The 24,244-nt window shown below is 50.6% G+C and carries 18 protein-coding genes and 3 tRNA genes; 17 read left to right on the top strand and 4 right to left on the bottom strand.

Annotation, left to right across the window (positions count from 1 at the left end; translation table 11 throughout):
* Positions 1-157: 157 nt before the first annotated feature.
* On the top strand, positions 158-520 hold the full coding sequence (locus ACXMYH_RS09285; RefSeq protein ID WP_243022226.1) for a metal-sensing transcriptional repressor: 363 nt from the start codon (positions 158-160) through the stop codon (positions 518-520).
* 149 nt (positions 521-669) lie between these two features.
* Here ACXMYH_RS09285 and ACXMYH_RS09280 read toward each other — a convergent pair whose 3' ends face one another.
* Positions 670-921 (bottom strand): hypothetical protein, encoded by a 252-nt coding sequence (locus ACXMYH_RS09280; protein ID WP_118529748.1) that lies wholly within the window; start codon positions 919-921, stop codon positions 670-672.
* 324 nt (positions 922-1,245) lie between these two features.
* Here ACXMYH_RS09280 and ACXMYH_RS09275 point away from each other — a divergent pair.
* The 3 genes from ACXMYH_RS09275 (at position 1,246) to ACXMYH_RS09265 (ending at position 1,514) form a co-directional block, all read left to right on the top strand.
* Positions 1,246-1,319, top strand: a tRNA-Pro gene (locus tag ACXMYH_RS09275).
* 14 nt (positions 1,320-1,333) lie between these two features.
* A tRNA-Glu gene (locus ACXMYH_RS09270) sits at positions 1,334-1,405 on the top strand.
* A gap of 36 nt (positions 1,406-1,441) precedes the next feature.
* A tRNA-Thr gene (locus ACXMYH_RS09265) sits at positions 1,442-1,514 on the top strand.
* Between the two features lie 569 nt (positions 1,515-2,083).
* Here ACXMYH_RS09265 and aroA read toward each other — a convergent pair.
* Together aroA and ACXMYH_RS09255 are read right to left on the bottom strand one after the other, a co-directional pair.
* Positions 2,084-3,361, bottom strand: coding sequence for a 3-phosphoshikimate 1-carboxyvinyltransferase (aroA, locus tag ACXMYH_RS09260; protein ID WP_486554747.1), 1,278 nt, complete (start codon positions 3,359-3,361; stop codon positions 2,084-2,086).
* 116 nt (positions 3,362-3,477) lie between these two features.
* Positions 3,478-4,572 (bottom strand): prephenate dehydrogenase, encoded by a 1,095-nt coding sequence (locus ACXMYH_RS09255; RefSeq protein ID WP_118529750.1) that lies wholly within the window; start codon positions 4,570-4,572, stop codon positions 3,478-3,480.
* Positions 4,573-5,274: 702 nt separating this feature from the next.
* Between ACXMYH_RS09255 and ACXMYH_RS09250 the strand changes: the two genes are divergently transcribed.
* A complete protein-coding gene (locus ACXMYH_RS09250; RefSeq protein ID WP_118297904.1) occupies positions 5,275-7,374 on the top strand; it encodes an elongation factor G in 2,100 nt (699 codons plus the stop codon).
* 674 nt (positions 7,375-8,048) lie between these two features.
* A complete protein-coding gene (locus tag ACXMYH_RS09245) occupies positions 8,049-9,917 on the top strand; it encodes a tetratricopeptide repeat protein (RefSeq protein ID WP_486554746.1) in 1,869 nt (622 codons plus the stop codon).
* Between the two features lie 177 nt (positions 9,918-10,094).
* Here the strand turns inward: ACXMYH_RS09245 and ACXMYH_RS09240 are convergent, their stop codons facing one another.
* A complete protein-coding gene (locus ACXMYH_RS09240) occupies positions 10,095-11,282 on the bottom strand; it encodes a ribose-phosphate pyrophosphokinase (protein ID WP_486554745.1) in 1,188 nt (395 codons plus the stop codon).
* 242 nt (positions 11,283-11,524) lie between these two features.
* On the opposite strand from ACXMYH_RS09240, the gene ACXMYH_RS09235 reads away from it, so the two are divergent.
* The 11 genes from ACXMYH_RS09235 to rpsU all read left to right on the top strand — a co-directional run bounded on the left by ACXMYH_RS09235 (position 11,525) and on the right by rpsU (position 24,097).
* A complete protein-coding gene (locus ACXMYH_RS09235; protein WP_215702989.1) occupies positions 11,525-12,943 on the top strand; it encodes a DUF512 domain-containing protein in 1,419 nt (472 codons plus the stop codon).
* Between the two features lie 15 nt (positions 12,944-12,958).
* Positions 12,959-14,284, top strand: coding sequence for a ribosome biogenesis GTPase Der (gene der / locus ACXMYH_RS09230; protein ID WP_015554291.1), 1,326 nt, complete (start codon positions 12,959-12,961; stop codon positions 14,282-14,284).
* 3 nt (positions 14,285-14,287) lie between these two features.
* Positions 14,288-14,920 carry a glycerol-3-phosphate 1-O-acyltransferase PlsY gene (gene plsY / locus ACXMYH_RS09225; RefSeq protein ID WP_486554744.1) on the top strand — a complete coding sequence of 211 codons (633 nt, stop codon included), beginning with the start codon at positions 14,288-14,290 and terminating at the stop codon, positions 14,918-14,920.
* Positions 14,921-14,983: 63 nt separating this feature from the next.
* On the top strand, positions 14,984-15,991 hold the full coding sequence (locus ACXMYH_RS09220; RefSeq protein WP_118529754.1) for an NAD(P)H-dependent glycerol-3-phosphate dehydrogenase: 1,008 nt from the start codon (positions 14,984-14,986) through the stop codon (positions 15,989-15,991).
* Positions 15,992-16,076: 85 nt separating this feature from the next.
* Positions 16,077-17,549: a stage IV sporulation protein A gene (gene spoIVA / locus ACXMYH_RS09215; RefSeq protein ID WP_215702991.1), complete on the top strand. Its 1,473-nt coding sequence runs from the start codon at positions 16,077-16,079 to the stop codon at positions 17,547-17,549.
* Between the two features lie 57 nt (positions 17,550-17,606).
* Positions 17,607-19,208, top strand: coding sequence for an MBL fold metallo-hydrolase RNA specificity domain-containing protein (locus ACXMYH_RS09210; protein WP_118529756.1), 1,602 nt, complete (start codon positions 17,607-17,609; stop codon positions 19,206-19,208).
* Between the two features lie 68 nt (positions 19,209-19,276).
* The gene (gene rnhA / locus ACXMYH_RS09205; RefSeq protein WP_215702993.1) at positions 19,277-19,756 is read left to right on the top strand and encodes a ribonuclease HI; all 480 of its coding nucleotides are present in this window, start codon (positions 19,277-19,279) and stop codon (positions 19,754-19,756) included.
* A 229-nt stretch (positions 19,757-19,985) separates the two neighbouring features.
* Entirely contained in the window at positions 19,986-20,783 is a 798-nt protein-coding gene (locus tag ACXMYH_RS09200; protein WP_486554743.1) for a lysozyme inhibitor LprI family protein, read from the top strand.
* A gap of 181 nt (positions 20,784-20,964) precedes the next feature.
* Positions 20,965-21,087 (top strand): hypothetical protein, encoded by a 123-nt coding sequence (locus tag ACXMYH_RS09195; RefSeq protein WP_275950589.1) that lies wholly within the window; start codon positions 20,965-20,967, stop codon positions 21,085-21,087.
* A 15-nt stretch (positions 21,088-21,102) separates the two neighbouring features.
* Positions 21,103-23,757: an alanine--tRNA ligase gene (gene alaS / locus ACXMYH_RS09190; RefSeq protein WP_215702995.1), complete on the top strand. Its 2,655-nt coding sequence runs from the start codon at positions 21,103-21,105 to the stop codon at positions 23,755-23,757.
* Positions 23,758-23,920: 163 nt separating this feature from the next.
* Entirely contained in the window at positions 23,921-24,097 is a 177-nt protein-coding gene (rpsU, locus tag ACXMYH_RS09185; RefSeq protein ID WP_003504099.1) for a 30S ribosomal protein S21, read from the top strand.
* The last annotated feature ends 147 nt before the right edge of the window (positions 24,098-24,244 follow it).

Below are 24,244 nucleotides of genomic sequence, written 5' to 3'. Positions count from 1 at the left end.
TTCAGACGGATCATGGCATTTTCTCAGATGTCGAAGATGTGCTGTCCCGGGATGAAATACTTCCGGGGCGGCTTTTCCTGCTATCATGGACATATAAAAATTTGGGAGGTCGCACATGGAAAAACGATCATGTTGTTGTTCCGGGGGAGACGGGGCAATGAACATAAATATGGAAACAGGCGCAGAAGCGGCAGAAAACGCGGCAGCTGCGGATGCAGGGACCGATGATGCAGTCTGTCACTGCCGCCACAAACACAGGACAGAAAAAGAAGAGAAGGACCTTTTAAACCGTTTGAGCCGGATCGAAGGACAGGTCCGCGGCATCAAAGCCATGGTCCAGGACGAGCGCTACTGCCCGGATATCCTGGTCCAGGTATCGGCGGTGCAGTCTGCACTGAATGGCTTCTGTAAGGTCCTGCTGTCAAATCATATCAAAACCTGTGTGGTGGAAGATATCCGGAATGGGAATGAGGAGACTGCGGTGGCAGAGCTCTGTGAGACGATCAAGAAGATGATGTAAAAAATATATTTGTGGTGAAGTGCCGCCTGAGTTGCTGTCAGTCATGCAATCGGAAAACGGGCAGTCTGTGGTGAGCATGCCCGCATAGTATCTATTATAAAAGCCTGGCATCATATATGCGATGCCAGGCTTTTGCGATTTATGAACATTTATCCGATCGTGCGGTAAGTAAAAAACGCGAATCCCAGAATACAGAGGGATGCGATGATCTCACTGATAATGCGGACGACTGTGTGCGGGGTGTCATTGCTGATGATCCTGCGGGTGATGCGGATACAGACCGTAACGGCAACGAGAATGATCAGTGTGAAATATGCGGTCCGAAGCGGGATCACATTGAATGCGCCGAGACCGGCAGTGACCAGCATTGCGATAGAAAGAATGATTCTGATTGCCTTCATAAGAACGCCCCCTCGGATGAATATATTTGTGTACAGATATTATACCACAATTTTGATAAAATGGAAAACTTTTCTGTTAATTTCTTTGCGGAAATTCAGGATAATGAAAAGGTGATCCGCAAGAAGAGTGAAAATAGTATACAAAACCTCTGATAGCAGCTTGTGGGAGAGTGAGCGGAGTCCAGAGACTCCCTGGCAGGAGGCTGTTTTACAGTGAAGAAACGCCAAAAGTGTAGCTAATGTAGAAAAAATGCAAAAAATAGAAAAAAATCAAAAAAAGCTGTTGACATTTCCGTAAATCTGTATTATACTTACGTATGTAATCGAGGCGTGGCTCAGTTTGGTAGAGCGCTGCGTTCGGGACGCAGAGGTCGCAAGTTCGAATCTTGTCGCCTCGACTTATACAAATCAAGGCCTGTTGGTCAAGCGGTCAAGACGACGCCCTCTCACGGCGTAAACCCGGGTTCGATTCCCGGACAGGTCACTTGCTGTTGCGTAAGCAGCAGCATTTTTTAAAGGTGCTTCCGTGGCTCAGTTGGTAGAGCAACGCATTCGTAATGCGTAGGTCGCCGGTTCGAGTCCGGCCGGGAGCTGATTACAAAACCCCTTGAGAAATCAAGGGGTTTTCGTGTTTTTACAGGTTTGAAAAGTAGGTCCGAAAGAGGGCAAAAAAGGTGATTTGTCTACTATTTGTCTACTGTTGAATTTTTACCTGTGATTGACAACTACAGGATCATTCAGAAGCGTGTCTGACATGATGTTTGCCACCTCTTCCGTGCTTTGACGTATGCTTTTTGTACCGGATTGCAATGGGATGATCAAGGATCCATAAAAAATGTCGGCCCTGCTTGGATTTGTATTCTTGATTGGTCTTGCCGTGATGATACTTTTTTACTGTTTAATGTTATACATTGGCAAAGATCAAACATAATATTATAATACAAATAAGATAACTTGTGAAGGATTAACACTGGGTCCCAAAATGGGGTAGGCGCTTAGTACTGAGCATTCCTATGTGCCTGGGGTTATCTTTTTTCTTTGCCTTTTTTAGACTTTCCACAAAATACGCACGAAGTCTCACGTGTGTTCGATCCATATAAAAAGGACATGGACCATCAGTTATTGGATGGTTCCATGTCCTTTTTTATACGAATCTTTGCTCTTATTCTGTCAGTCTCTCCAGTTCCTCGTAAAACGCCGGATAGGAGATATTCACGCAGTCTGCGTCATGGATTTCCGTCTCCCCCTCAGCGGCCAGCGCGGCAACTGCGAAGGTCATTGCGATCCGGTGATCTTTATGGCTGTCAATGACAGCGCCGTGGAGCGGTTTTCCACCGTGGATGATCATGCCGTCTTCCGTCTCTTCGACATCAGCGCCCATCGCACGCAGGTTTTCGACCATGATGGCGATCCGGTTGGATTCCTTTACTTTCAATTCGGCGGCGTCGCGGATCACGGTGGTACCTTCTGCAAAACATGCCATCATGGCGATCGTCGGAAGTTCGTCGATGAGCGTCGGGATGATATCCCCTTCGATGGTGCAGGCTTTTAAGCTGCTGGTACGGACGAGGAGATCGGCCGTTGGCTCCGCGTTCCCGTGGTTCTCATTTAAGAGCGTCAGATCAGCGCCCATCGCCTCACAGACTTTGATGAGTCCGGCTCTTGTCGGATTGATCCCGACATTTTTTATCAGGACTTCGGAATTTGGCAGGATGAGGCCGGCTGCGACAAAATAGACGGATGAGGAGATGTCACCCGGGACATCGATCTGGTTGCCGAAAAGCTCCGTTGCCGGCCAGATCGTCACGGAAGTTTCTTTGGACTCCAGTTCAGCGCCGAAAAATTTCAGCATGAGTTCCGTGTGGTTTCTCGATACCTGCGGCTCAGTGACGGTCGTGAGACCGTCTGCATAGAGACCTGCGAGAAGAATGGCGGATTTCACCTGGGCGGAGGCAACTTTTGATGTGTAGTGGATGCCTGCGAGCGGCATTCCACAGATTTTAAGCGGCGCACAGTCATTGCCGCGGATGCTCTTGATGTCAGCGCCCATCATGGACAGTGGTTCGATGATCCGCTTCATAGGGCGCTTCTGGATCGATTCGTCACCGGTCAGTGTTACATCAAAATTCTGAGGAGCAAGAATGCCGGAGATGAGTCTCGTTGTCGTTCCGGAATTTCCACAGTCAAGCGTCCCGGACGGGGCGGTCAGCCCGTGCATGCCCTTTCCGTGGACGATTACGGTACCGTTTTTATTTTCAATCTCGATCCCCATGCGGCGGAAACAGCTGATGGTCGAAAGGCAGTCAGCGCCCTCTAAGAAATTGTGGATCTCCGTAGTCCCCTTCGCAATGGAGCCGAACATGACGCTGCGGTGGGAGATGGATTTATCACCCGGGACAGTGATCTCGCCCCGGATATGAGCTGCTTTATGGAGTTTCATGGTAAATACCTCGATGTTTTTATTTGCGTGAACAACGAGCCAAAGTCCGCGCTTGCGCGAGACCTTGGCGACTGTCGCGATAACAAGGGGAAACTTGCTAAGCGTGTTTTCACTTGTTATTTTGTCAGAACGTAGTTGTGACTCTTCAGGAGACTTGCTGCCTCATTTTTCTGTTCTTCTTTATAAAAGGAAATGCGGAGAGCGCCTTCCCCTTCCTCACGGCTGTGATTGATGCCCATGTTTTTGACACTGATGCCCTTTGCGGCAAGGATCGCGGAGAGGACGGAGATGGATCCCGGTTCATCGAGAACATCGACACTGAAGGAATAATCGCGCTCGATCGGACCGCGGCCGCGGTTCGGGAAGGAAGAACGGTATTTTCCTGATTCCTCGAACATCCGGTAGATTGCACTTCCGTCATGGTGCTCGAGCGTATCACAGATGGACTCCAGGGACGCGATGTAGCGCTTCAGGAGAGTCAGGATATTTTCAGTATTTGTCATGCAGATCTGCTCCCACATGACAGGGGAGGAGGAGGCGATCCTCGTGATATCTTTAAAACCGCCGGCCGCCAGCCGCTTCATGATCTCGTCCTTCGAATCATTGTCATGGACAAGATTGACGAGACTGGACGCAACAAGGTGCGGGAGATGACTGATCGCGGCGACAGAAAAATCGTGCTCATGGTAATCCAGAACAAGCGGCAGGGCACCGATCGCCAGGGCGACTTCGCGGATCCGGTCGATCTGTTCCGGAGTCGATCTTGCGGTCGGAGTAATAATATAGTAGGCATTTTCGAGAAGATGGTCAGTTGAACTCTCATAACCGGTCTTTTCAGAGCCTGCCATCGGATGACCGCCAACGAAGACATCCTCATATCCGAGCCGTTCCACAGCCTTGTGGATGTCGGTCTTTGTGCTGCCGATATCCGTGATAATGGCACCCGGTTTTAAGAACGGACGGACCTTTTCCAGATACATGGCATTGTACTCCACCGGGGTACAGAGAAAGATGATGTCACATGCGGAGAGCGTCTCATCGATCCCGTCAAGGATGATATCGATCGTCCCCTCTTTCTTTGCCTGCTCAAGCTTCGAGCGGGTCCGCATGTACGCCATAATGGTAATATCTTTATTTGCGCGGCGCAGGCCTCTGGCGATCGAACCGCCGATGAGACCAAGACCGATAAAACCAAAAGTAGAATCAGACATTTTGTAATCCCTCCTTTATCTCTTCGATTTTATAACATGGGTGTGGGAATGTCAACAGAAAAAATCAACACTTTAAAGTGGCAAAATCAAGACCCGGATCATCGATGCATTTCTTATCTTTTTTCTGACTTAGAAAACTGCACGGCACTGTAACGACTGCGGAGGAGAGATCCTATTCACATTCTATAAAACTTTATAAATTGAAAACCCCGCGCTGCCATTCCATTCGCGGGCGGTGAGTTTCCTGGGAGTGCTTGATCCGGGGAGCTGGCTTCCTCTTGACGCGCAGGTGACTGCGTTGGAGAATAGGGGACACTTGTCTGAGCGTAGCGAGTTGTGTCCCCTGTTCTCCGCCTTTAGCAGTCTCCTGCACGCTTAGAGGAACCCTCCCCGCATCCCGGCACTCCCACCCGGAAACTCACCGCAAAACAAATCTTTCCTTAATCTCAAAAATATCGCAGAAAATAAGAAACCCACCCAGATTTTTAAAAGCTTTTCCGCCAAAACGCCCATGTTTTCCGCAATATCCCAAAAACAATCGAAAATATTTTGTGCAATTTCGATATTTAGCTTGAAAAATTCGAAAAGTTTTGGTAAAATATGACCATAGGCAATAAGCAGTATCGCCAGAACATCTGAACTCCGTAATTTGCGGAAGTCTTTTGAAAAAATGGCAAAAAAACATATACGGGAGGGATTCATATGGATATTTATGGAACAAAACAGATCCGAAATGTTGTACTTTTAGGGCACGGCGGCGCCGGTAAGACGACGGTAGCCGAGGCACTGGCTTATCTGACCGGCGTTACAAAGAGAATGGGCAAGGTTGCTGACGGAAATACGATCAGTGACTATGATAAAGAAGAGATCAAGAGACAGTTCTCGATCTCCACTACAATGGTTCCGATCGAGTACGAGGGAGCAGAAGGAAAGATCAAGATCAACCTTCTTGATACCCCGGGTTACTTCGATTTCGTTGGTGAAGTGGAAGAGGCTGTCAGCGCCGCTGACGCAGCGATCATTGTTGTAAACTGCAAGGCAGGGATCGAAGTTGGTACAGAAAAAGCATGGGATCTGTGTGAAGAATATAAACTCCCGAGAATCATATTTGTCACAAACATGGATGATGATCACGCATCCTTCCGTGAACTGATCTTAAAACTTGAGAAGAAGTTCGGAAGAAAGATCGCTCCGTTCCAGGTGCCGATCCGCGAAAACGAGAAATTCGTCGGTTTCGTAAACGCAGTCAAGATGCAGGGCCGCCGCTTTACGAACCTGTCCGATTATGAGGACTGCGAGATCCCGGAGTATACAAAGAAAAACCTCGGAATTATCCGTGACGCCCTGATCGAGGCAGTTGCCGAGACGAGTGAAGAGTACATGGAACGTTACTTCTCCGGCGAAGAATTCACGCAGGATGAGATTTATACTGCAGTACAGACTCATGTGTGCGACGGTTCGATCGTTCCGGTCATGATGGGTTCCGGAACCAACTGCCAGGGCTTCAATGCGCTGTTAAATGCGATCGACCGCTACTTCCCGTCACCGGATAAGGGCGAGTGCGTCGGCGTTGACGTATCAAACGGCGAGCATTTCACCGCAAAATACAATGACGAGGTTTCCCTCTCTGCGAGAGTATTCAAGACCATCGTTGACCCGTTTATCGGAAAATATTCCTTAATGAAGGTATGCACCGGAACATTAAAACCGGACAGCACCCTTTACAATGTAAATAAAGACGCAGAAGAAAAGATCGCAAAAGTCTACGTGCTGAGAGGCAAGGACGTGATCGAGGTTCCGGAGTTAAGGGCCGGCGATATCGGTGCTGTAGCGAAACTCTCCGTGACACAGACCGGCGATACGATCGCCCTCAGATCTGCTCCGATCGTATACCACAAACCGAAGATCTCCACACCGTACACTTATATGCGGTTTGCAGCCAAGACAAAGGGAGACGAGGACAAGATCTCCAGCGCACTCGCAAGAATGATGGAGGAGGATCTGACACTCCGCGTTGTGAACGATACGGAGAATCGTCAGAGCTTACTCTACGGAATCGGTGACCAGCAGCTCGAAGTTACAGTCAGCAAGCTTCTCGGCCGCTACAAAGTCGATGTGGAACTCTCCAAACCGAAATTTGCGTTCCGCGAGACGATCCGCAAGAAAGTGGAAGCTCCTGGCCGCTATAAGAAACAGTCCGGTGGACACGGACAGTTCGGTGATGTCAAGATGTCCTTTGAACCGTCCGGCGACCTTGAGACCCCGTATATTTTTGAAGAGAAAGTATTCGGCGGAGCGGTTCCGAAGAACTACTTCCCGGCAGTTGAAAAAGGCGTGCAGGAATGCTGCTTAAAGGGACCTCTGGCAGGATACCCGGTAGTCGGCATCAAGGCAACTCTTCTCGATGGCTCCTACCATCCGGTAGACTCCTCCGAGATGGCGTTCAAGATGGCATCAACAATGGCCTTCAAGAAAGGATTTATGGAAGCAAATCCTGTTCTCTTAGAGCCGATCGCCTCTGTGAAAGTCGTTGTTCCGGATAAGTTCACCGGCGATGTTATGGGTGATTTGAACAGAAGAAGAGGACGCGTTCTCGGAATGAACTCTCTCCATGGCGGAAAACAGGAGATCGTGGCGGATGTCCCGATGTCCGAGATGTTCGGCTACAATACGGATCTCCGCTCCATGACCGGCGGTATCGGAGAATTCTCCTATGAATTCAGCCGTTACGAGCAGGCTCCTGGCGATGTACAGAAGAAAGAAGTGGAAGCGAGAACCGCAGGCGGAGAAGTGGACGCTTAAAGCTTTTGAAAGATAAGAATAGAGGTAACTATTCAGTAGGTCTGCGCACTTGCTGCGCTGACCGTAATAAAACATGGGACGGAAGGCAAAAATCCCATCGGCGGAGCTGATTTGGAATGGGTTTTTGCACGTAACTGTGAGGGCACTGAACAGTTACGAACAGACTACGAATTCAGGGATCAGCCGCAAGGCTGGTCCCCTTTTTTACGCGAACAACGAGCCAAAGTCCGCTCTTGCGCGAGACCTTGGCGACTGTCGCGATAACAAGGGGAAACTCGCGAAGCGTGTTTTCACTTGTTGAGGTCAAAAGATATTTACGTTCCGCCTGATACAGGCAAATTCCATTCCCTGCCTATTACCTTGCAGAAGAGGTAAGAGACTTCCGTGGTCTTGTTAAAATACAGACTTCCTGACAGGAGTGAGGAGATTTCCCGGAACGTTCACAGTTTTGCCGAACTTATGCCATAGTTTTCCATTGACTTCCATCTGGACAGAAAGAGAGAAAAATGGTATAGTTATTAACTGATAAGCTATAAATGCAGACGAATGAACGGAAAAATCGTTACAGTTTATGGATGATCGTTTTATGAACAAAGACTGGAACGTGACAGCCTGCTGATCGGATAAAAGATTTCCGGGATGCAGAATGCTCCGACAGAAAATGAGGAATTAGAATGAGAAAATGGTTTTTGATCATGGCCGCGGCGCTTGTACTCTGCTCCGCGTGCGGAAAGAAAGACACTTCGGTGAACGGTGTGACCCAGGAAGCGCAGGCAAGTTCAACAGAAGCGGAGAGCCTTTATAAGGAAGGAGCCGGGTATGTTGGAGAAGAAGATTATGAGAGTGCGATCGAATCACTGTTAAAATGTATTGAACTCGATCCGAATTACAGCAAAGCTTATATCCAGCTTTCCAAGGCATATATCGGAAATGAGGAATATGACGAGGCGGAGACAATCTTAAAACAGGGATATGAAAAGACGAAAGATCCGTCCCTGGAGAAAGAGCAGGAGAACTGCATCCGCTCGATCTGCCAGGTCCTGACAGACAATGAAGACTATGAGACTGCGATCCCGTGGCTCTTAAAGCTTCAGGAGATCGACGGGGTTACCGTGGAGAACTCCTTACAGCTCTCAGAAGCGTACTCCATGATGGATGACTACGAAAACGCAGTGGCAGTCCTCCAGAAAGCGGATCAGAACGATGAGAGTATTAAAAGTGCTCTGCTGGAGGCGAGAATTTCCTACGGGCAGTATTGTTATGACGAAGGGAAAAATGACCAGGCGATTGAGACTTTAAAGGCCGTGATCGATGAGGCTCCGGACCGGATCGATGCGTATTCCATGCTGATCACCGTGTATGTTGATACCGGAAAGGCAAAAGAGGCGGAGAGCATCGTCCAGAGCGGACTGGAGCGATTTGTCAACCAGAATTCCACGGTGACGGATGAGCAGCTGGATGAATTCTTAAATTCAGCATCCTCCTATTATATGGAACTTGAGGATATGGATGCATGCCTGAAATTCTGGGAGAAGGCAGCTTCCATGAGACCTGGAAATAAGAGCTATAAAGAGGAACTGGACAGTTATCGTTCTTCCGCAGCGGATGAGGCATATGCGAAAGCAGATGAACTCCTGGAGGCCGGAGATGTGGAAGGCGCTTCCCAATATTACAAACGTGCGTTCGCACTGGCTCCGTCCAACTATGACGCGGGCGTGATCAGCGGTGGAGATTATACATATTGCCTTAACAAGGACGGTTCCTGGAGACTTGGATGGTATACGGATGAGACCGGCGGCTCTTATTACTTCAGCTCGGCGGCCGGACGCCTCTATGCGAGTGCAGTGACAGGATACCAGCAGCTTGACGGCGCGGTATATTACTTCGAGGATGACGGAAGAATGCTGGTGGACGACACGACTCCGGACGGACGTTTCGCGGATGTGGACGGAAAATTGTTGGATCACAATCCATATGAGGATGATGAGACAGCCGGCGATGAGACGGATGCTGCAGATGAAACGGAAGAAGAAACGGCGGCAGAGACCGAAGAGGAAACTTCCGCTGCGGCAAAGGAGACGACAGCGGCGGTAAAAGAAACTGTGAAGGAGACCACAAAGGCAAATCCGCAGCCGACACAGGCAGCAGCCGTAAATTCCGGAAATCTGAAACTGAATGCCGATACGCTCCAGGAGGCAAGCGACAAGGGCGGAACAAACACTTACGAGAAGACGGAACTCTTTGACGGATCGACTGGAAAACTTACGATGGGCGATGTATATAACTGTCTGTCCAAATACGGAAAGACCGAGTGGGTATCCCAGAAGCTTCCGTATGAGCTGAAAGTTGCAAACGTAAAGGTATGGATCCTTCCGGGCGACAACTGGAATACAACAGGACTTGTCATCAAGGATGCATCCCAGTACTTCGAGGTCCTGAAGAAGAAAGCACTTCCTGACAATGTACAGTTTGCGGTCGAGTTTGACTCCTCCGCAGCCGATAAGCTGGATATCAGCAAGGTGAGACGTACGAACGGAAACTAAAAATTGCAATAATATAAGAAGGGGCGGGAATCCCGGCAGAAGTGTCAGGGTTCCCGCCCTTTTTCCAGTTTGCGCGAACAGCGAGCCAAAGTCCGCACTTTCTTATGAAACTAAAAAGCGCCGCCTGGAATCCATAATAGAAACCGGGCGGCGTAAAAGATTTTCTAAAATTCAGGATTACAGAAGTCCCTCGTTGTACTTTCTGATGAGCTTCTGGATCTTGTCTGTCGGGGACAGGGAGTTTCCGATGGAAACGTCGTGGTTTAAGGAGTTGATGATGGCAGCAATGTACTTGCTCATATCAGCTTCCACATACCATTCCTTTGTGAAGAGTTCCGGGGAACGGTAGTTTAAGTTTGTTGTGACAACGCTGTCGATATAACCCTTCTGGTAGAACTCGTCGAATTTGTCGAAGCCTGCAGTGAAGAGACCGAAGGTACAGCATACAACAACCTTCTCAGCTTTGCGCTCCTTTAACTCTTTTGCGGTGTCGAGCATGCTCTCGCCGGATGCGATCATATCGTCGACAACGATCACAGTCTTTCCTTCTACAGAGCTTCCGAGGAACTCATGGGCAACGATCGGGTTTCTTCCGTTGATGACCTTGGAGTAGTCTCTTCTCTTGTAGAACATACCCATATCAACGCCGAGGTTGTTGGCGAGGTATACGGCACGGCTCATAGCACCCTCATCCGGGCTGATGACCATTAAGTGGTCTTTATCGATCTTTAAGGTATTGTCATGTTTAAACAGTGCTTTTACGAACTGGTAAGTCGGCATGAAGTTGTCAAGGCCGGATAACGGGATCGCGTTCTGGACACGCGGGTCATGCGCATCGAAAGTGATGATGTTGGAAACACCCATGTTTACCAGCTCTTCCAGTGCCATTGCGCAGTCTAAAGACTCTCTGTGAGTACGTTTGTGCTGACGGCTCTCATAAAGGAACGGCATGATCACGTTGATGCGGTGTGCAGTTGATGCGGTTGCACCGATGATCCTCTTTAAGTCCTGGTAGTGGTCATCCGGGGACATGTGGTTTACATATCCGGACATCTTGTAGGTGAGAGAGTGGTTTGTCACATCGACCATGCAGAAAATATCGGTTCCGCGAACAGACTCATTTACGATTCCCTTTGCTTCACCGCTTCCGAAACGCGGGCATGCGCAGTCGAGAAGGTAGGAGTCAACATCGTAGCCGCGGTACTGTAAATTGCCCTGACGGCGAATTAATTCTTCCGTATCGTTGCGGCGGAAGTTTACGATGTGGTCATTGACTTTCTGCGCAAGATCACGGCAGCTCTCAAGAGCAGCGATCTTAAGCGGTGCGAGCGGCAGACGGTCGTTGAAAACGTACTGATTAGACATGTCAGATAATCCTCCGATTTTTAGTGGTGCGGTCTGATCTCTTGTCAGGTCAGACTGTCCGATCATATTTTTGACCTGCATTTCCTTATTATACGGGATGAGCAGGCATTCCACGCCGAGTATACCATTTTCGGACATTTTTCGTCAATAGTTTCGCATGAAAATTCGTCAGAACATTCCTTTACAAATTGGAGGAAGATTGGTATGATTGTGTTTAGAACCATGCAGGAAGGGAAAATAAAGTGAAATATCAGGGACATAAAATTACGGCAGTCGCTCCCGGTTCCATCGCAGAAGAACTGGAACTGGAGCCGGGCGATGTGCTTCTTACCATAGACGGGGAAGAACTGGAAGATATCTTCGACTATGATTATATGACGGACGCTGAGAGCTTCGTGATGGTCGTCCGGAAAGCAGACGGCGAAGAGTGGGAACTTGAGATCGAGAGCGGCGGGGAGGACTTAGGACTCACCTTCGAGAACGGACTCATGAGTGACTACAAGTCATGTTCCAACAAGTGCATATTCTGCTTTATCGACCAGATGCCGCCGGGAATGCGTGAAACTCTCTACTTTAAGGACGATGACTCGAGACTTTCGTTCCTCCAGGGAAACTACATCACCCTGACAAATATGAAGGACAAGGATATCGAGCGTATCATCCGTTTCCATCTGGCTCCGATCAATATCTCGGTCCAGACGATGAACCCGGAGCTGCGCTGCAAAATGCTCCACAACCGGTTTGCGGGGGAGGCGTTAAAGAAGATCGACCGGCTTTACGAGGCGGAGACGGAGATGAACGGGCAGATCGTTCTCTGCAAAGGCGTCAATGACGGAAAGGAACTGGCGTACACGATCGAGCAGCTCTCAAAGTATGCGCCGGTAATGCAGAGTGTGTCGGTTGTTCCGGTCGGACTCTCGAAATACCGTGACGGCCTTTATCCGCTGGAACCGTTTACAAAGGAAGATGCCTGTGAGGTCATCGACCTGATCGAAAAATGGCAGAAGATCAATTATGAGCGCCACGGGATCCATTTTATCCATGCAAGCGACGAGTGGTATATTCTGGCGGAACGGGAGATGCCGGAGGAAGGACGCTATGACGGATACATCCAGCTGGAAAATGGCGTCGGCATGCTGCGTCTCCTTCAGGAAGAGGTGATGGACGCTCTGGACGGGAAGAAGGACGACGGGGTGAAGGAAGAACTCTCGATCGCGACGGGATACCTGCCGTACCCGTATCTGGAAAAGCTTGTGAGGGAGATCGAAAAGGTCTATCCGGGACGAAACGTCCATGTATATCGGATCCGGAATGACTTCTTCGGGGAGAAGATCACGGTGGCCGGCCTCATCACGGGGCAGGATCTGATCGCACAGCTGAAAGAAAGACCGCTGGGAGAGAGATTGCTTCTTCCGGCCGTCATGTTCAAAAGCGGAGAAGAAGTTTTCCTGGATGACATCACAAAGACCCAGGCGGAAGATGCTTTACAGATTCCGATAAATATAGTAAAATCAAGCGGATATGACCTTGTCGATGCGATCCTCGATCCGGAAGCGGCGAGAGAGCAGACTGCGGAACACGGGGCATATGAGCTTACAATGAAAGACGCCGGACTCACGGAAGACGGAGAAGTCATTCCGGACTGGGACGGCGAAGTATAGAAATGAGGAAAAAATATGAGTAAACCAGTAGTGGCGATCGTCGGCAGACCGAATGTGGGAAAATCCACACTCTTTAATGTACTTGCCGGCAGCACGATCTCGATCGTAAAAGATACTCCGGGTGTGACAAGAGACCGTATTTATGCGGACTGCACCTGGTTAAACAACAACTTTACCCTGATCGATACAGGCGGAATCGAGCCGGATTCCAAGGACATCATCCTTGCCCAGATGCGGGAACAGGCTCAGATCGCGATCGATACCGCGGACGTGATCATTTTCATCGTCGATGTCCGCCAGGGACTTGTTGACGCGGATTCCAAGGTTGCGGACATGCTCAGAAAGTCCAAGAAACCGGTCGTTCTTGCGGTCAACAAAGTGGACAGTATGGCAAAATTCGGAAATGATGTATACGAATTCTACAACCTCGGAATCGGCGATCCGGTTCCGGTATCCGCAGCGTCGAGACTCGGTCTCGGTGAGCTCCTTGACGAGGTAGTAAAATACTTCCGTGAGGACCAGTATGACGACAGCGAGGACGACCGTCCGAGGATCGCGATCGTCGGAAAACCGAATGTCGGAAAATCTTCCATTATCAATAAGCTTCTCGGCGAGAACCGTGTGATCGTGTCCAACATCGCCGGAACAACGAGAGATGCCGTTGATACGGAGATCGTGAGAAACGGCACGGAATATATCTTTATCGATACGGCCGGTCTCAGAAGAAAGAGCAAGATCAAAGAGGATATCGAGCGCTACAGCATCATCCGCACGGTAACAGCCGTTGAGCGCGCTGACGTGGTCCTCATGGTCATCGACGCCGTTGAGGGGATCACCGAGCAGGATGCGAAGATCGCCGGGATCGCCCATGACCGCGGAAAAGGCGTGATCGTTGTTGTCAACAAGTGGGATGCGATCGAGAAGAATGATAAGACGATCTATGAGTACACAAGAAAATTAAAAGAGACCCTGTCCTATATGCCGTATGCGGAGTATATCTTCGTGTCCGCACTGACCGGACAGAGAATGGAAAAACTCTTTGAGCTGATCGATATGGTCCGCGAGAACCAGACGCTCCGTGTGGCGACCGGCGTCTTAAACGAGATCGTGACAGAAGCTGTCGCGATGCAGCAGCCGCCGTCCGATAAGGGCAAACGCTTAAAGATCTACTATGTGACCCAGGTTGCGGTAAAACCGCCGACCTTCGTAATTTTCGTGAACGATAAGGAGTTAATGCATTTCTCCTACACGAGATACCTGGAAAACAAGATCCGTGAGGCCTTTGGCTTCCGCGGAACATCCCTGAAATTCATCATCCGTGAGAGGAAGGAGAAGGATTAAGCGATGGGCAGAGTGCTTTGTCTTGTTATAGGTTATGTGTTTGGATTATTCCAGACAGGATATCTTTACGGGAAAATGAACCATATCGATATCAGAAATTACGGCAGCGGAAACTCCGGAACGACAAACGCGCTCCGGGTTCTCGGAAAGAAGGCGGGACTCATCGTCTTTGCGGGCGACTTTTTAAAGACTGTTTTCGCATGTCTTGCAGCCCGGATCATCTTTAAAGCAAGCCCGGATACAGACCTCTATGTGCTCTATGCGGGTCTCGGAGTTGTCCTTGGACATAATTTCCCGTGCTATCTGCACTTTAAAGGCGGAAAAGGGATCGCATCCATGGCGGGGATCCTCGTGTCCATGGACTGGCGCGTGACGCTCGTCTGTGCGGCGCTGTTTCTCGGCTCTGTGATCATCACAAGATATGTGTCCCTGGGATCGATCCTGGTCGTGATCTCATTCTTCATCCAGATGCTGATCTATGGATCACGGGGGGATTACCGTGTGTCCGAAGGAAGTCTCATGGAGTTTTTTGCCATCTCCTTTATTCTGATGGCGATGGCGATCTGGAGACACAGGGCAAATATTAAACGACTGTTATCCGGTACGGAGAATAAGCTCTGGGGCGGAAAGAAATAAACCGGCATCAGGTGCGTACATAAGAAAATCAACCTTAGGGCGTAGAAAAAGGAGTTCCTGAACATGGAAAAGATTGGTATTATCGGTTCCGGTACATGGGGAACCGCAATTGCGGTACTGCTGGTAAATAACGGACATGAGGTGACACTCTGGTCCGCGATCCCGGCAGAGATCGAGGAGATGGCAAAGACAAGGACCCACAGGAATCTTCCGGGTGTGACACTTCCGGAAGGACTCATCTATACTGCGGATCTTGAAAAGGCGATGGCGGATAAAGATCTTCTTGTGATGGCAGTCCCGTCTGTTTTCGTGCGCAGTACGGCGCAGAAGATGAAACCGTTCTGTAAGGATGGCCAGCTCATTGTCGATGTCGCAAAGGGGATCGAGGAGAATACTCTCGATACAATGACACAGATCATCAAAGAGGAGCTCCCGATGGCTGAGACGGCCGTTCTCTCCGGACCGAGCCACGCGGAAGAGGTAAGCCGCGGACTCCCAACGCTCTGTGTTGCGGGATCCCACAAAAAGAAGATCGCGGAGTATATCCAGTCCACCTTCATCAGTCCGGTATTCCGTGTATACACGAGTCCGGATGTCCTGGGGATCGAGACAGGAGCAGCGTTGAAGAACGTTGTTGCCCTGGCGGCCGGGATCGCTGACGGTCTTGGTTACGGGGACAATGCAAAAGCGGCCCTCATCACCCGCGGAATGGCGGAGATCGCGAGACTTGGCGTTGCCATGGGCGGAAAATATCAGACTTACACAGGACTTTCCGGGATCGGAGACCTGATCGTGACATGTGCAAGCATGCACAGCAGAAACCGCCGTGCCGGGATCCTCATCGGAAAAGGATACACGATGGAGGAAGCCATGAAGGAAGTCCAGATGGTGGTGGAAGGCGTTTATTCCGCAAAGGCTGCGAGAGCGCTTGCAAAGAAATATAACGTCTCCATGCCGATCGTTGAACAGGTCAACGAGGTCCTGTTTGAAGGAAAACCGGCGAAAGAGGCCGTTGCTGACCTGATGCTCCGCGACAAGCGCATCGAGCACAGCGACCTTCCGTGGGAATAAAGATCCGGACAGACCTGCCGCATGAGTGAATAAAAACATCCCCCTCGCGCATACACTGAAACAGTATATGCGAGGGGGTATTTTTATGGATGATTTCCATGTATACAAGGATATCGAGGCGAGGACGGGCGGCGAGATCTATGTGGGCGTCGTGGGACCCGTGCGCACCGGGAAATCTACGTTTATCAAGCGGTTTATGGAACTTCTCGTTCTTCCGAACCTTCCGGACGGGCAGAAAAAGTCGCAGACCAGGGATGAACTCCCGCAGAGCGCCGCTGGGAAGACGATCATGACCACGGAGCCGAAGTTTATCCCGAAGGAGGCGGCGGAGCTGGAACTCGCGGAGGGGATCCGGGCGAAGGTGCGGCTCATCGACTGCGTGGGATTTATGGTGGAAGGCGCCGCAGGACACACGGAAAACGGGGAGGAACGGCTTGTGAAGACTCCCTGGTACGACTACGAGATCCCCTTTACCCAGGCGGCGGAGATCGGGACGAGAAAGGTGATCCGGGACCATTCCACCATCGGTATTGTCGTGGCCTGCGACGGGAGCTTTGGGGAGCTTACCAGGGAGGACTTCCGGGAAGCGGAAGAGCAGACAATCTCAGAGCTAAAGGAGATCGGAAAGCCGTTCCTGATCGTGCTCAATTCCACGAGACCGTATGCGGCGGATACGAAAGCGCTGGCGCTTAAGATGGAAAACCAGTACGGAGTTCCGGTCCGGGCGGCAAACTGTGAGCAGTTAAAGAAGGAGGACATTGAGGAGATCCTGGGGACAGTCCTTCTGGAGTTCCCCGTGACGGAACTCGACCTCGAGATCCCGAAGTGGGCGGAGATCCTGCCGGATACCCATGCGATCAAGGCGGACATGATCGCGGAGGCGGAAAAGCTTTTAAAACGTTCTGTTCAGATGAAAGATGTGCCGAAGGAGACGGTCCCGGAAGAAGACCGGGCGGTGAAAAAGCTGATCGCGGATGAACTCGATCTTGCGAGCGGGCGCGTGACGATCCGGGTCGTCGTCGACGAGAATGCGTACTTTGAGGTCCTGAGCGACATCTCCGGACTGCCGGTGCGCGATGAATACAGCCTGTTTAAGATCCTAAAAGATTCAGCGGAGATGCAGGGCGAGTATGAGAAGGTGAAAAATGCCCTGGCGGAGGTCCGGCAGAAAGGATACGGCATCGTCCTGCCGGATAAGACGGAGATTTCCCTGGATGAGCCGGAGCTGATCCGCCACGGCAGCAAATACGGGGTGAAGATCCATGCCCAGGCTCCGTCCATCAATCTTATCAAAGCGCGGATCGAGACGGAGATCGCCCCGATCGTCGGAAACGAGCAGCAGGCGAAGGATCTGATCGCGTACATAAAGGACGGGGAAGCGACGGAGGACGGCGTCTGGGATACGAATATCTTTGGAAAATCTGTGGAACAGATCGTGGAGGACGGCATGCAGGCGAAGATCTCCCAGATGACAGAGGATTGCCAGATGAAACTCCAGGATACGCTACAGAAAATTATCAATGACAGTAATGGAGGAATGATTTGCATAATTATCTGAAATTTGCTATAATAGATACAAATAATACAGCTGATTTGCAGCGCGAGGAGGGGTTCCATGAAACTGACATTTATCGGCGCGGATCATGAAGTGACTGGCAGCTGCCATTATCTCAATGCGGCTGGAAAAAACATCCTGATTGATTATGGTATGGAACAGGGCGGAAACGTCTATGAGAATGCGGATCTTCCAATCCCGTTCTCCGATGTGGATTACATCTTTATCACCCACGCCCATATCGACCACACGGGCCTTTTGCCGTTGATCTACGCGAAGGGCTTCAAGGGTCAGATCTTTGCGACCCAGGCGACCTGTGATCTCTGCAACATTATGTTAAAGGACAGTGCCCACATACAGGAGATGGAGGCAGAGTGGAAGAACAGAAAGGCGAGACGTGCCGGAAATCCGGAAGTTCAGGCACTCTACACGGTCAATGACGCTGAGGGCGTCTTAAAGCACTTTGTCCCGTGCCACTACGGCGATATCCTGACGATCTGTGAAGGGATCGAGGTACGCTTTACTGATGTCGGCCATCTGCTCGGCTCCGCGTCCATCGAGATCTGGATCGACGAGGACGGCGTAAAGAAAAAGATCGTGTTCTCCGGCGATATCGGAAACAAGAATAAGCCGCTGATCAAGGACCCGCAGTATACGGATGAGGCGGATTATGTGGTGATGGAGTGCACTTACGGCGACCGCTCCCATGACAGGACCCATGAGCACATCGAGGAGTTCGCGAAGATCATCCAGAGAACTTTGGACCGCGGAGGAAACGTTGTGGTCCCGGCCTTTGCGGTGGGCAGGACTCAGGAGATCCTTTACTTTATCCGTAAGATCAAGGAAGAGGGACTCGTCACCGGACATGACGGATTCCCGGTCTATGTGGACAGCCCGCTGGCTGTCGAGGCGACCCATGTGTTCAATAAAAACATTTCCGAGTGCTTTGACGAGGAGGCAATGGATCTTGTGAACCGGGGTATCAATCCGATCGGATTCCCCGGACTGAAACTTTCCGTCAGCAGTGACGATTCCAAGGCTATAAACTTCAATTCAGAGCCGAAGGTCATTGTTTCCGCGGCAGGTATGTGTGATGCCGGACGAATCCGCCACCACTTAAAACATAACCTCTGGAGGCAGGAATGTACGATCGTATTCGCCGGATATCAGGCTATCGGAACGCTTGGGCGAAGCCTGATTGATGGTGCGGAGGTCGTAAAGCTCTTCGGTGAGACGATCGACGTGGAAGCGGAGATCGTGAGGTTAGACGGACTTTCCGGTCACGCGGACAGGGAGGGACTTCTCACCTGGATCAATGCATTCAAGAAGAAACCGGGCCGCGTGTTTATGGTACACGGCGATGACCTTGTGTGCACGAAGTTCGCGAATCTCCTGCGGTCAGACTACGACCTTGTGGCGGACGCCCCGTTCTCGGGATCGGAGTTCGATCTGGCAGCGGGTGTATGGCTCAAACAGACCGTCGGCGTTCCGATCCAGAAGGAGACTGCAAGACAGAAGGAGAACAAGTCGATCTTCGCTCTTCTCGTGGCTGCAGGAGAACGTCTGGTGCGGATCATCCAGAAGAACCGCGACTGTGCAAACAAGGATATCAAGAAGTTTACGGCGGAGGTCAATGCACTCTGCGAAAAATGGGATCTCTGACTGCGGCTTATGACTGAGTGAGCCCGGAATATCATGAAATAAGACATCCTGAGAGGAAACAATACGACATGAAAGTGACACTTTATACAGACGGAGCGGCCCGCGGAAACCCGGACGGGCCGGGCGGATACGGAGCAGTGCTCCAGTTTATCGATAAAAACGGGGTTCTCCACGAGAAGGAGCTGTCCGCGGGATATGTGCGGACCACCAATAACCGGATGGAGCTGATGGCCGCGATCGCGGGACTTGAGGCGTTAAACAGGTCTTGTGAGGTGGACCTCTATTCGGATTCGAAATATCTGGTGGATGCCTTCAACCAGAAATGGATCGATGGCTGGGTGAGAAACAACTGGGTCCGCCCGAAGACAGGACCGGTGAAGAACTCGGACCTCTGGAAACGGCTGCTTGCCGCGATGAACCCGCATAAAGTGACGTTCCACTGGGTCAAAGGCCACGACGGACATCCCGGAAACGAGCGCTGTGACCGGCTGGCCACCGGCGCCGCGGACGGAGGGAATCTGCTGGTGGATGAAGGAGTAGAAAACTAGGACTGTCAAATACCCGGGTATTCCAGCATGAAAGTCCGCTGGTCTGCACGGTCGCTTGATGACACTTTTTACAAAAGTCTTACAATCTATTACTAATTTGCGTTTTTTGTTCACAAAGATCTTCCGATATGGTATCTTTTTAGTAGAATGACAGCAGCTGTAAAAGGGGCTGTAACTGTGAGAGTACCGAACAGTTACAAGAGACTGAAAAGAGCGGGAGAGAGCATATATGGGCAGACGCAGAATATGGTTGATCATTATCGGGATCCTGATAGCCGGGGTATCCATCACGTGGGCAGTGGAACGGTTTGTTTCCTCACGGGGAGTGGATACCGCGGCTGTCGTTGGTTTTGAGGCGGATGCCCTGCCGCAGGGGTCTGTGGACGCGGGAAATCCCTATGCGGTAGAAAACAGGATGAAGGCGGCGGGAACGCCGGATCCACAGACTCCGGAAGATGCGGAAGTCAGTGCCCTTGCAATGGCAGAGAATGAGATGGCAGTGGAGGAGAGCGAAACAGGGGCAGCGGCGGAGAACGCAGCAAAAGATCTGCAGGCTTCTGAGGAGACCGTGAAATCCCCGCTGGAAACAGGCAGTGCCGTTTCGGAGGCACAGAAGAACGAGAAATCTGCGGCGGAATATACGCTCTCAGACTTTAAAGAACGTCTTGAGACGGCGCGGACCGAGGCGGAAAAATACCAGGATGATCCGTCGATGAGCCAGACTTCCCGGTATGCTGCGGCGGAGTATGTGCGGAATCTCTGGGACCGGGAGCTGAATATAATCTACGCAGAGATCCACAAAGCGATGGACGAGAATGCGGCGGAATCGCTCCGGCACGAGGAGGTGGAGTGGATCAAAAAGAGGGATCTTGCGGCAGATAAGGCCAGCGCAAAAAGATCCGGTACACCTGCCCAGAGCGTCGAGTATGTCCGGACATCGGCCAATATGACAATGGACCGGTGCTATGAACTCTTAAAGAGCTATGGGGACTATCTGGAACCTGGGGAAGATCCGGGGGAAAAGTAAAAAACATCTTGCCAACCGAACAAGAAACGATTATAGTATAAGTTATGAGAATCTGCGCCAAAGACCGGACCACCGGCTTTACGGGCAGATTACGAAAAAATAATATTATAGAAACTGTACAAATGTGTCATTTTAAACACAGGCGTCTGAATTTTGGACAGCCGGAAAAGGAGGCGTTTTTATGTCCGCATTTTTCGCATCATTTGTTTCAACAGCCGTCAAAGCTGTGATTCTGGCCGCAGTTGCCCTGGCGGGAATCGTTCTGGGTAAGAAATTCAGAGATAAAAAAAGTACACAACAGTAACCAGGAGGCAGTACCATGCAGAAATATGGTGTAAACGAACTGAGGAGAATGTTCCTTGAATTCTTCGAGAGCAAGGGACATCTTGCGATGAAGAGTTTCTCCCTCGTTCCGCACAACGATAACAGCTTACTTTTGATCAACTCCGGTATGGCACCGTTAAAGCCGTACTTCACAGGACAGGAGATCCCGCCGAGACGCAGAGTCACCACATGTCAGAAATGTATCCGTACCGGCGATATCGAGAATATCGGTAAGACAGCCCGCCACGGCACATTCTTTGAGATGTTGGGCAACTTCTCCTTCGGCGATTACTTCAAGACAGAAGCGATCCACTGGGCATGGGAGTTCCTGACAGAGTGCGTGGGAATCCCGGCTGACCGTCTCTACCCGTCTGTTTATCTTGATGACGATGAGGCCTTCCGTATCTGGAATGAGGAGATCGGTATCCCGAAAGAGCGGATCTATCGTTTCGGCAAGGAAGACAACTTCTGGGAACATGGCGCAGGTCCGTGCGGTCCGTGTTCTGAGATCTACTATGACCGCGGAGAGAAGTATGGAACAGGTCCGGAGGACGTTATGGGCGGCGAAGGAGACCGTTTCATGGAAGTATGGAATGTTGTATTCTCCCAGTTCAACAATGACGGACACGGAAATTACACCGATCTGATCCAGAAGAACATCGATACTGGTATGGGACTTGAGAGACTGGCTGTTGTCTGCCAGGATGTTGCATCCCTTTTCGACGTAGATACAAACCGCGCTCTGATGGACGAGGTGGGCACTCTGGCTCACTGCAGATACGAGGAGGACGACAAGAAAGACGTTTCCCTCCGTATCATCGCTGACCACGTAAAGAGCTGCACATTTATGGCATCTGACGGGATCATGCCGTCCAACGAGGGCAGAGGCTATGTATTCCGCAGACTTTTAAGAAGAGCTGCACGTCACGGACGTATCCTCGGGATCGAAGGAAACTTCATGACAAAGCTCGCCCAGGTTGTGATCGACCTCTCCAAGGACGGTTATCCAGAACTGGAAGAGAAGAAAGATATGATCCTCCGCGTCATCGACCAGGAGGAGGAGCGCTTCGCAAACACGATCGACAAAGGACTTGAGATCCTTGCTGACCTTGAAAAAGACATGGAAGCAAAGGGAACAAAAGTCCTTGCAGGTGAGGATGCGTTCAAACTTTACGATACTTACGGATTCCCGATCGATCTGACAAAGGAGATCCTTGACGATAAGGGACTCACTGTCGATGAGGAAGGTTTCCACAAGGCAATGCAGGTTCAGAGAGAGACTGCGAGAAGCGCCAGAAAGACTACAAACTACATGGGACGCGACGATATCTACCAGAAACTCGACGCATCCTTAACATCCGCTTTTGTCGGATATGATAAGCTCGAAGCTGAGTCCAGACTGACAGCTCTTGTAAGACTTGCTTCCGATGAAGAGGGCGAGGATGAGATCACAGACGCAGTGACAGACGGCGAGAAGGCATGTGTCATCACATCCGAGACTCCGTTCTACGGAACCATGGGTGGTCAGGTCGGCGACCGCGGCGTGATCGAGAGCGCAAACGGCAAGTTCGAGGTAGAAGATACGATCCACCTTCAGGGCGGAAAGATCGGACACATCGGACACATGGTAAGCGGTATGTTCCAGACAGGCGAGGCGGTAACTCTGAAGGTAGATGAGGAGAACCGTGCCCTGATCGGAAGAAACCACAGTGCGACCCACATCCTCCATAAGGCTCTGAGAACCGTTCTCGGAACTCATGTTGAGCAGGCTGGCTCCCTTGTGACAAGAGACAGACTTCGTTTCGACTTCACTCATTTCTCCGCGATGACTCCGGCTGAGATCAAGGAAGTAGAAGCGATCGTAAATAAAGAAATCCGTGCGGCACTTCCGGTGGTTACAGACGTTATGGGTCTGGAGGACGCGAAGAAGACAGGCGCGATGGCGCTCTTCGGCGAGAAGTACGGCGATAAGGTCCGTGTCGTAAGAATGGGAGACTTCTCCACAGAGCTCTGCGGCGGAACCCATGTAAAGAATACTTCTGAGATCAGCTGTTTCAAGATCCTCTCTGAGGCTGGCGTTGCAGCAGGTGTGAGACGTATCGAGGCACTGACCTCCGATGGTCTGATCCATCATTATGAGAATGTGGAGCAGGAGCTTCATGCGGCAGCGGCTGCAGCAAAATCCACTCCGGCAGACTTACAGACAAAGATCGAGTCCATGATGGAGGAGATCAAGGCGCTTCACTCTGAGAATGAGAAGTTAAAGAGCAAACTTGCCAAAGAGGCAATGGGCGATGTTATGGATCAGGTTCAGGATGTGAAGGGCGTAAAAGTTCTCGCAGTCCGCGCAGACGGCGTTGATATGAATGGTCTGAGAAACTTGGGCGACCAGTTAAAGGAGAAGCTTGGCGAGGGCGTTGTTGTGATCGCATCTGTTCTCGACGGCAAGGTAAACCTGATGGCTGCTGTGACCGATGAGGCCCAGAAGAAGGGCGCTCATGCAGGAAACCTCATCAAGGCGATCGCAGGCCTTGTAGGCGGCGGCGGCGGTGGACGTCCGAACATGGCGCAGGCCGGCGGAAAGAAACCGGAGGGCGTTGCGGACGCACTCGCAAAGGTTGCGGAAGTCGTTTCTGAGCAGGTAAAATAGTTAAAATCGTAATATAATCAAAAAAATTTAAAAAAATGTATTTTTCCGGTAAAAACGGGTTGACGAATGTGTAATTTATGATATAATCATACCAGTGCTAAAAAATACCCAAACAGTTGTATTATGCACAATTACACAACTGGAGGGAGGTTAGGTGTGAGCTATGTCAAACGTAATCGTTAAAGATAACGAAAGCCTGGACAGCGCTTTACGCAGATTCAAAAGAAACTGCGCAAAGGCAGGTATTCAGCAGGAGATTCGTAAAAGAGAGCATTATGAGAAGCCGAGCGTAAGACGTAAAAAGAAGTCTGAAGCGGCAAGAAAGCGCAAGTACAACTAATAAGCGTACAGGGGCTGTTCCTTTAGGGACGGCTCCTTTTTCTTTTTTATACGCAGGCTCTTGCCGAAGTCCCAAAATAAGGGGATGTGGTGATGAAAACGAAACGGATCAGGGGTTAAAAATTGGTTGCGGGATAAACGAGGACGT

It is taken from the genome of Pilosibacter sp. NGB245, from assembly GCF_057397225.1.
This window is presented reverse-complemented; position numbering and strand designations above follow the sequence as displayed.

Coding starts and splice junctions, on each gene's coding strand:
- plsY (WP_486554744.1), top strand. CDS start 14,288: ATGGGCAGAGTGCTTTGTCTTGTTATAGGTTATGTGTTTGGATTATTC.
- rpsU (WP_003504099.1), top strand. CDS start 23,921: ATGTCAAACGTAATCGTTAAAGATAACGAAAGCCTGGACAGCGCTTTA.
- rnhA (WP_215702993.1), top strand. CDS start 19,277: ATGAAAGTGACACTTTATACAGACGGAGCGGCCCGCGGAAACCCGGAC.
- ACXMYH_RS09195 (WP_275950589.1), top strand. CDS start 20,965: ATGTCCGCATTTTTCGCATCATTTGTTTCAACAGCCGTCAAAGCTGTG.
- ACXMYH_RS09220 (WP_118529754.1), top strand. CDS start 14,984: ATGGAAAAGATTGGTATTATCGGTTCCGGTACATGGGGAACCGCAATT.
- ACXMYH_RS09285 (WP_243022226.1), top strand. CDS start 158: ATGAACATAAATATGGAAACAGGCGCAGAAGCGGCAGAAAACGCGGCA.
- ACXMYH_RS09280 (WP_118529748.1), bottom strand. CDS start 921: ATGAAGGCAATCAGAATCATTCTTTCTATCGCAATGCTGGTCACTGCC.
- spoIVA (WP_215702991.1), top strand. CDS start 16,077: ATGGATGATTTCCATGTATACAAGGATATCGAGGCGAGGACGGGCGGC.
- aroA (WP_486554747.1), bottom strand. CDS start 3,361: ATGAAACTCCATAAAGCAGCTCATATCCGGGGCGAGATCACTGTCCCG.
- ACXMYH_RS09200 (WP_486554743.1), top strand. CDS start 19,986: ATGGGCAGACGCAGAATATGGTTGATCATTATCGGGATCCTGATAGCC.
- ACXMYH_RS09245 (WP_486554746.1), top strand. CDS start 8,049: ATGAGAAAATGGTTTTTGATCATGGCCGCGGCGCTTGTACTCTGCTCC.
- ACXMYH_RS09210 (WP_118529756.1), top strand. CDS start 17,607: ATGAAACTGACATTTATCGGCGCGGATCATGAAGTGACTGGCAGCTGC.
- alaS (WP_215702995.1), top strand. CDS start 21,103: ATGCAGAAATATGGTGTAAACGAACTGAGGAGAATGTTCCTTGAATTC.
- ACXMYH_RS09255 (WP_118529750.1), bottom strand. CDS start 4,572: ATGTCTGATTCTACTTTTGGTTTTATCGGTCTTGGTCTCATCGGCGGT.
- der (WP_015554291.1), top strand. CDS start 12,959: ATGAGTAAACCAGTAGTGGCGATCGTCGGCAGACCGAATGTGGGAAAA.
- ACXMYH_RS09240 (WP_486554745.1), bottom strand. CDS start 11,282: ATGTCTAATCAGTACGTTTTCAACGACCGTCTGCCGCTCGCACCGCTT.
- ACXMYH_RS09250 (WP_118297904.1), top strand. CDS start 5,275: ATGGATATTTATGGAACAAAACAGATCCGAAATGTTGTACTTTTAGGG.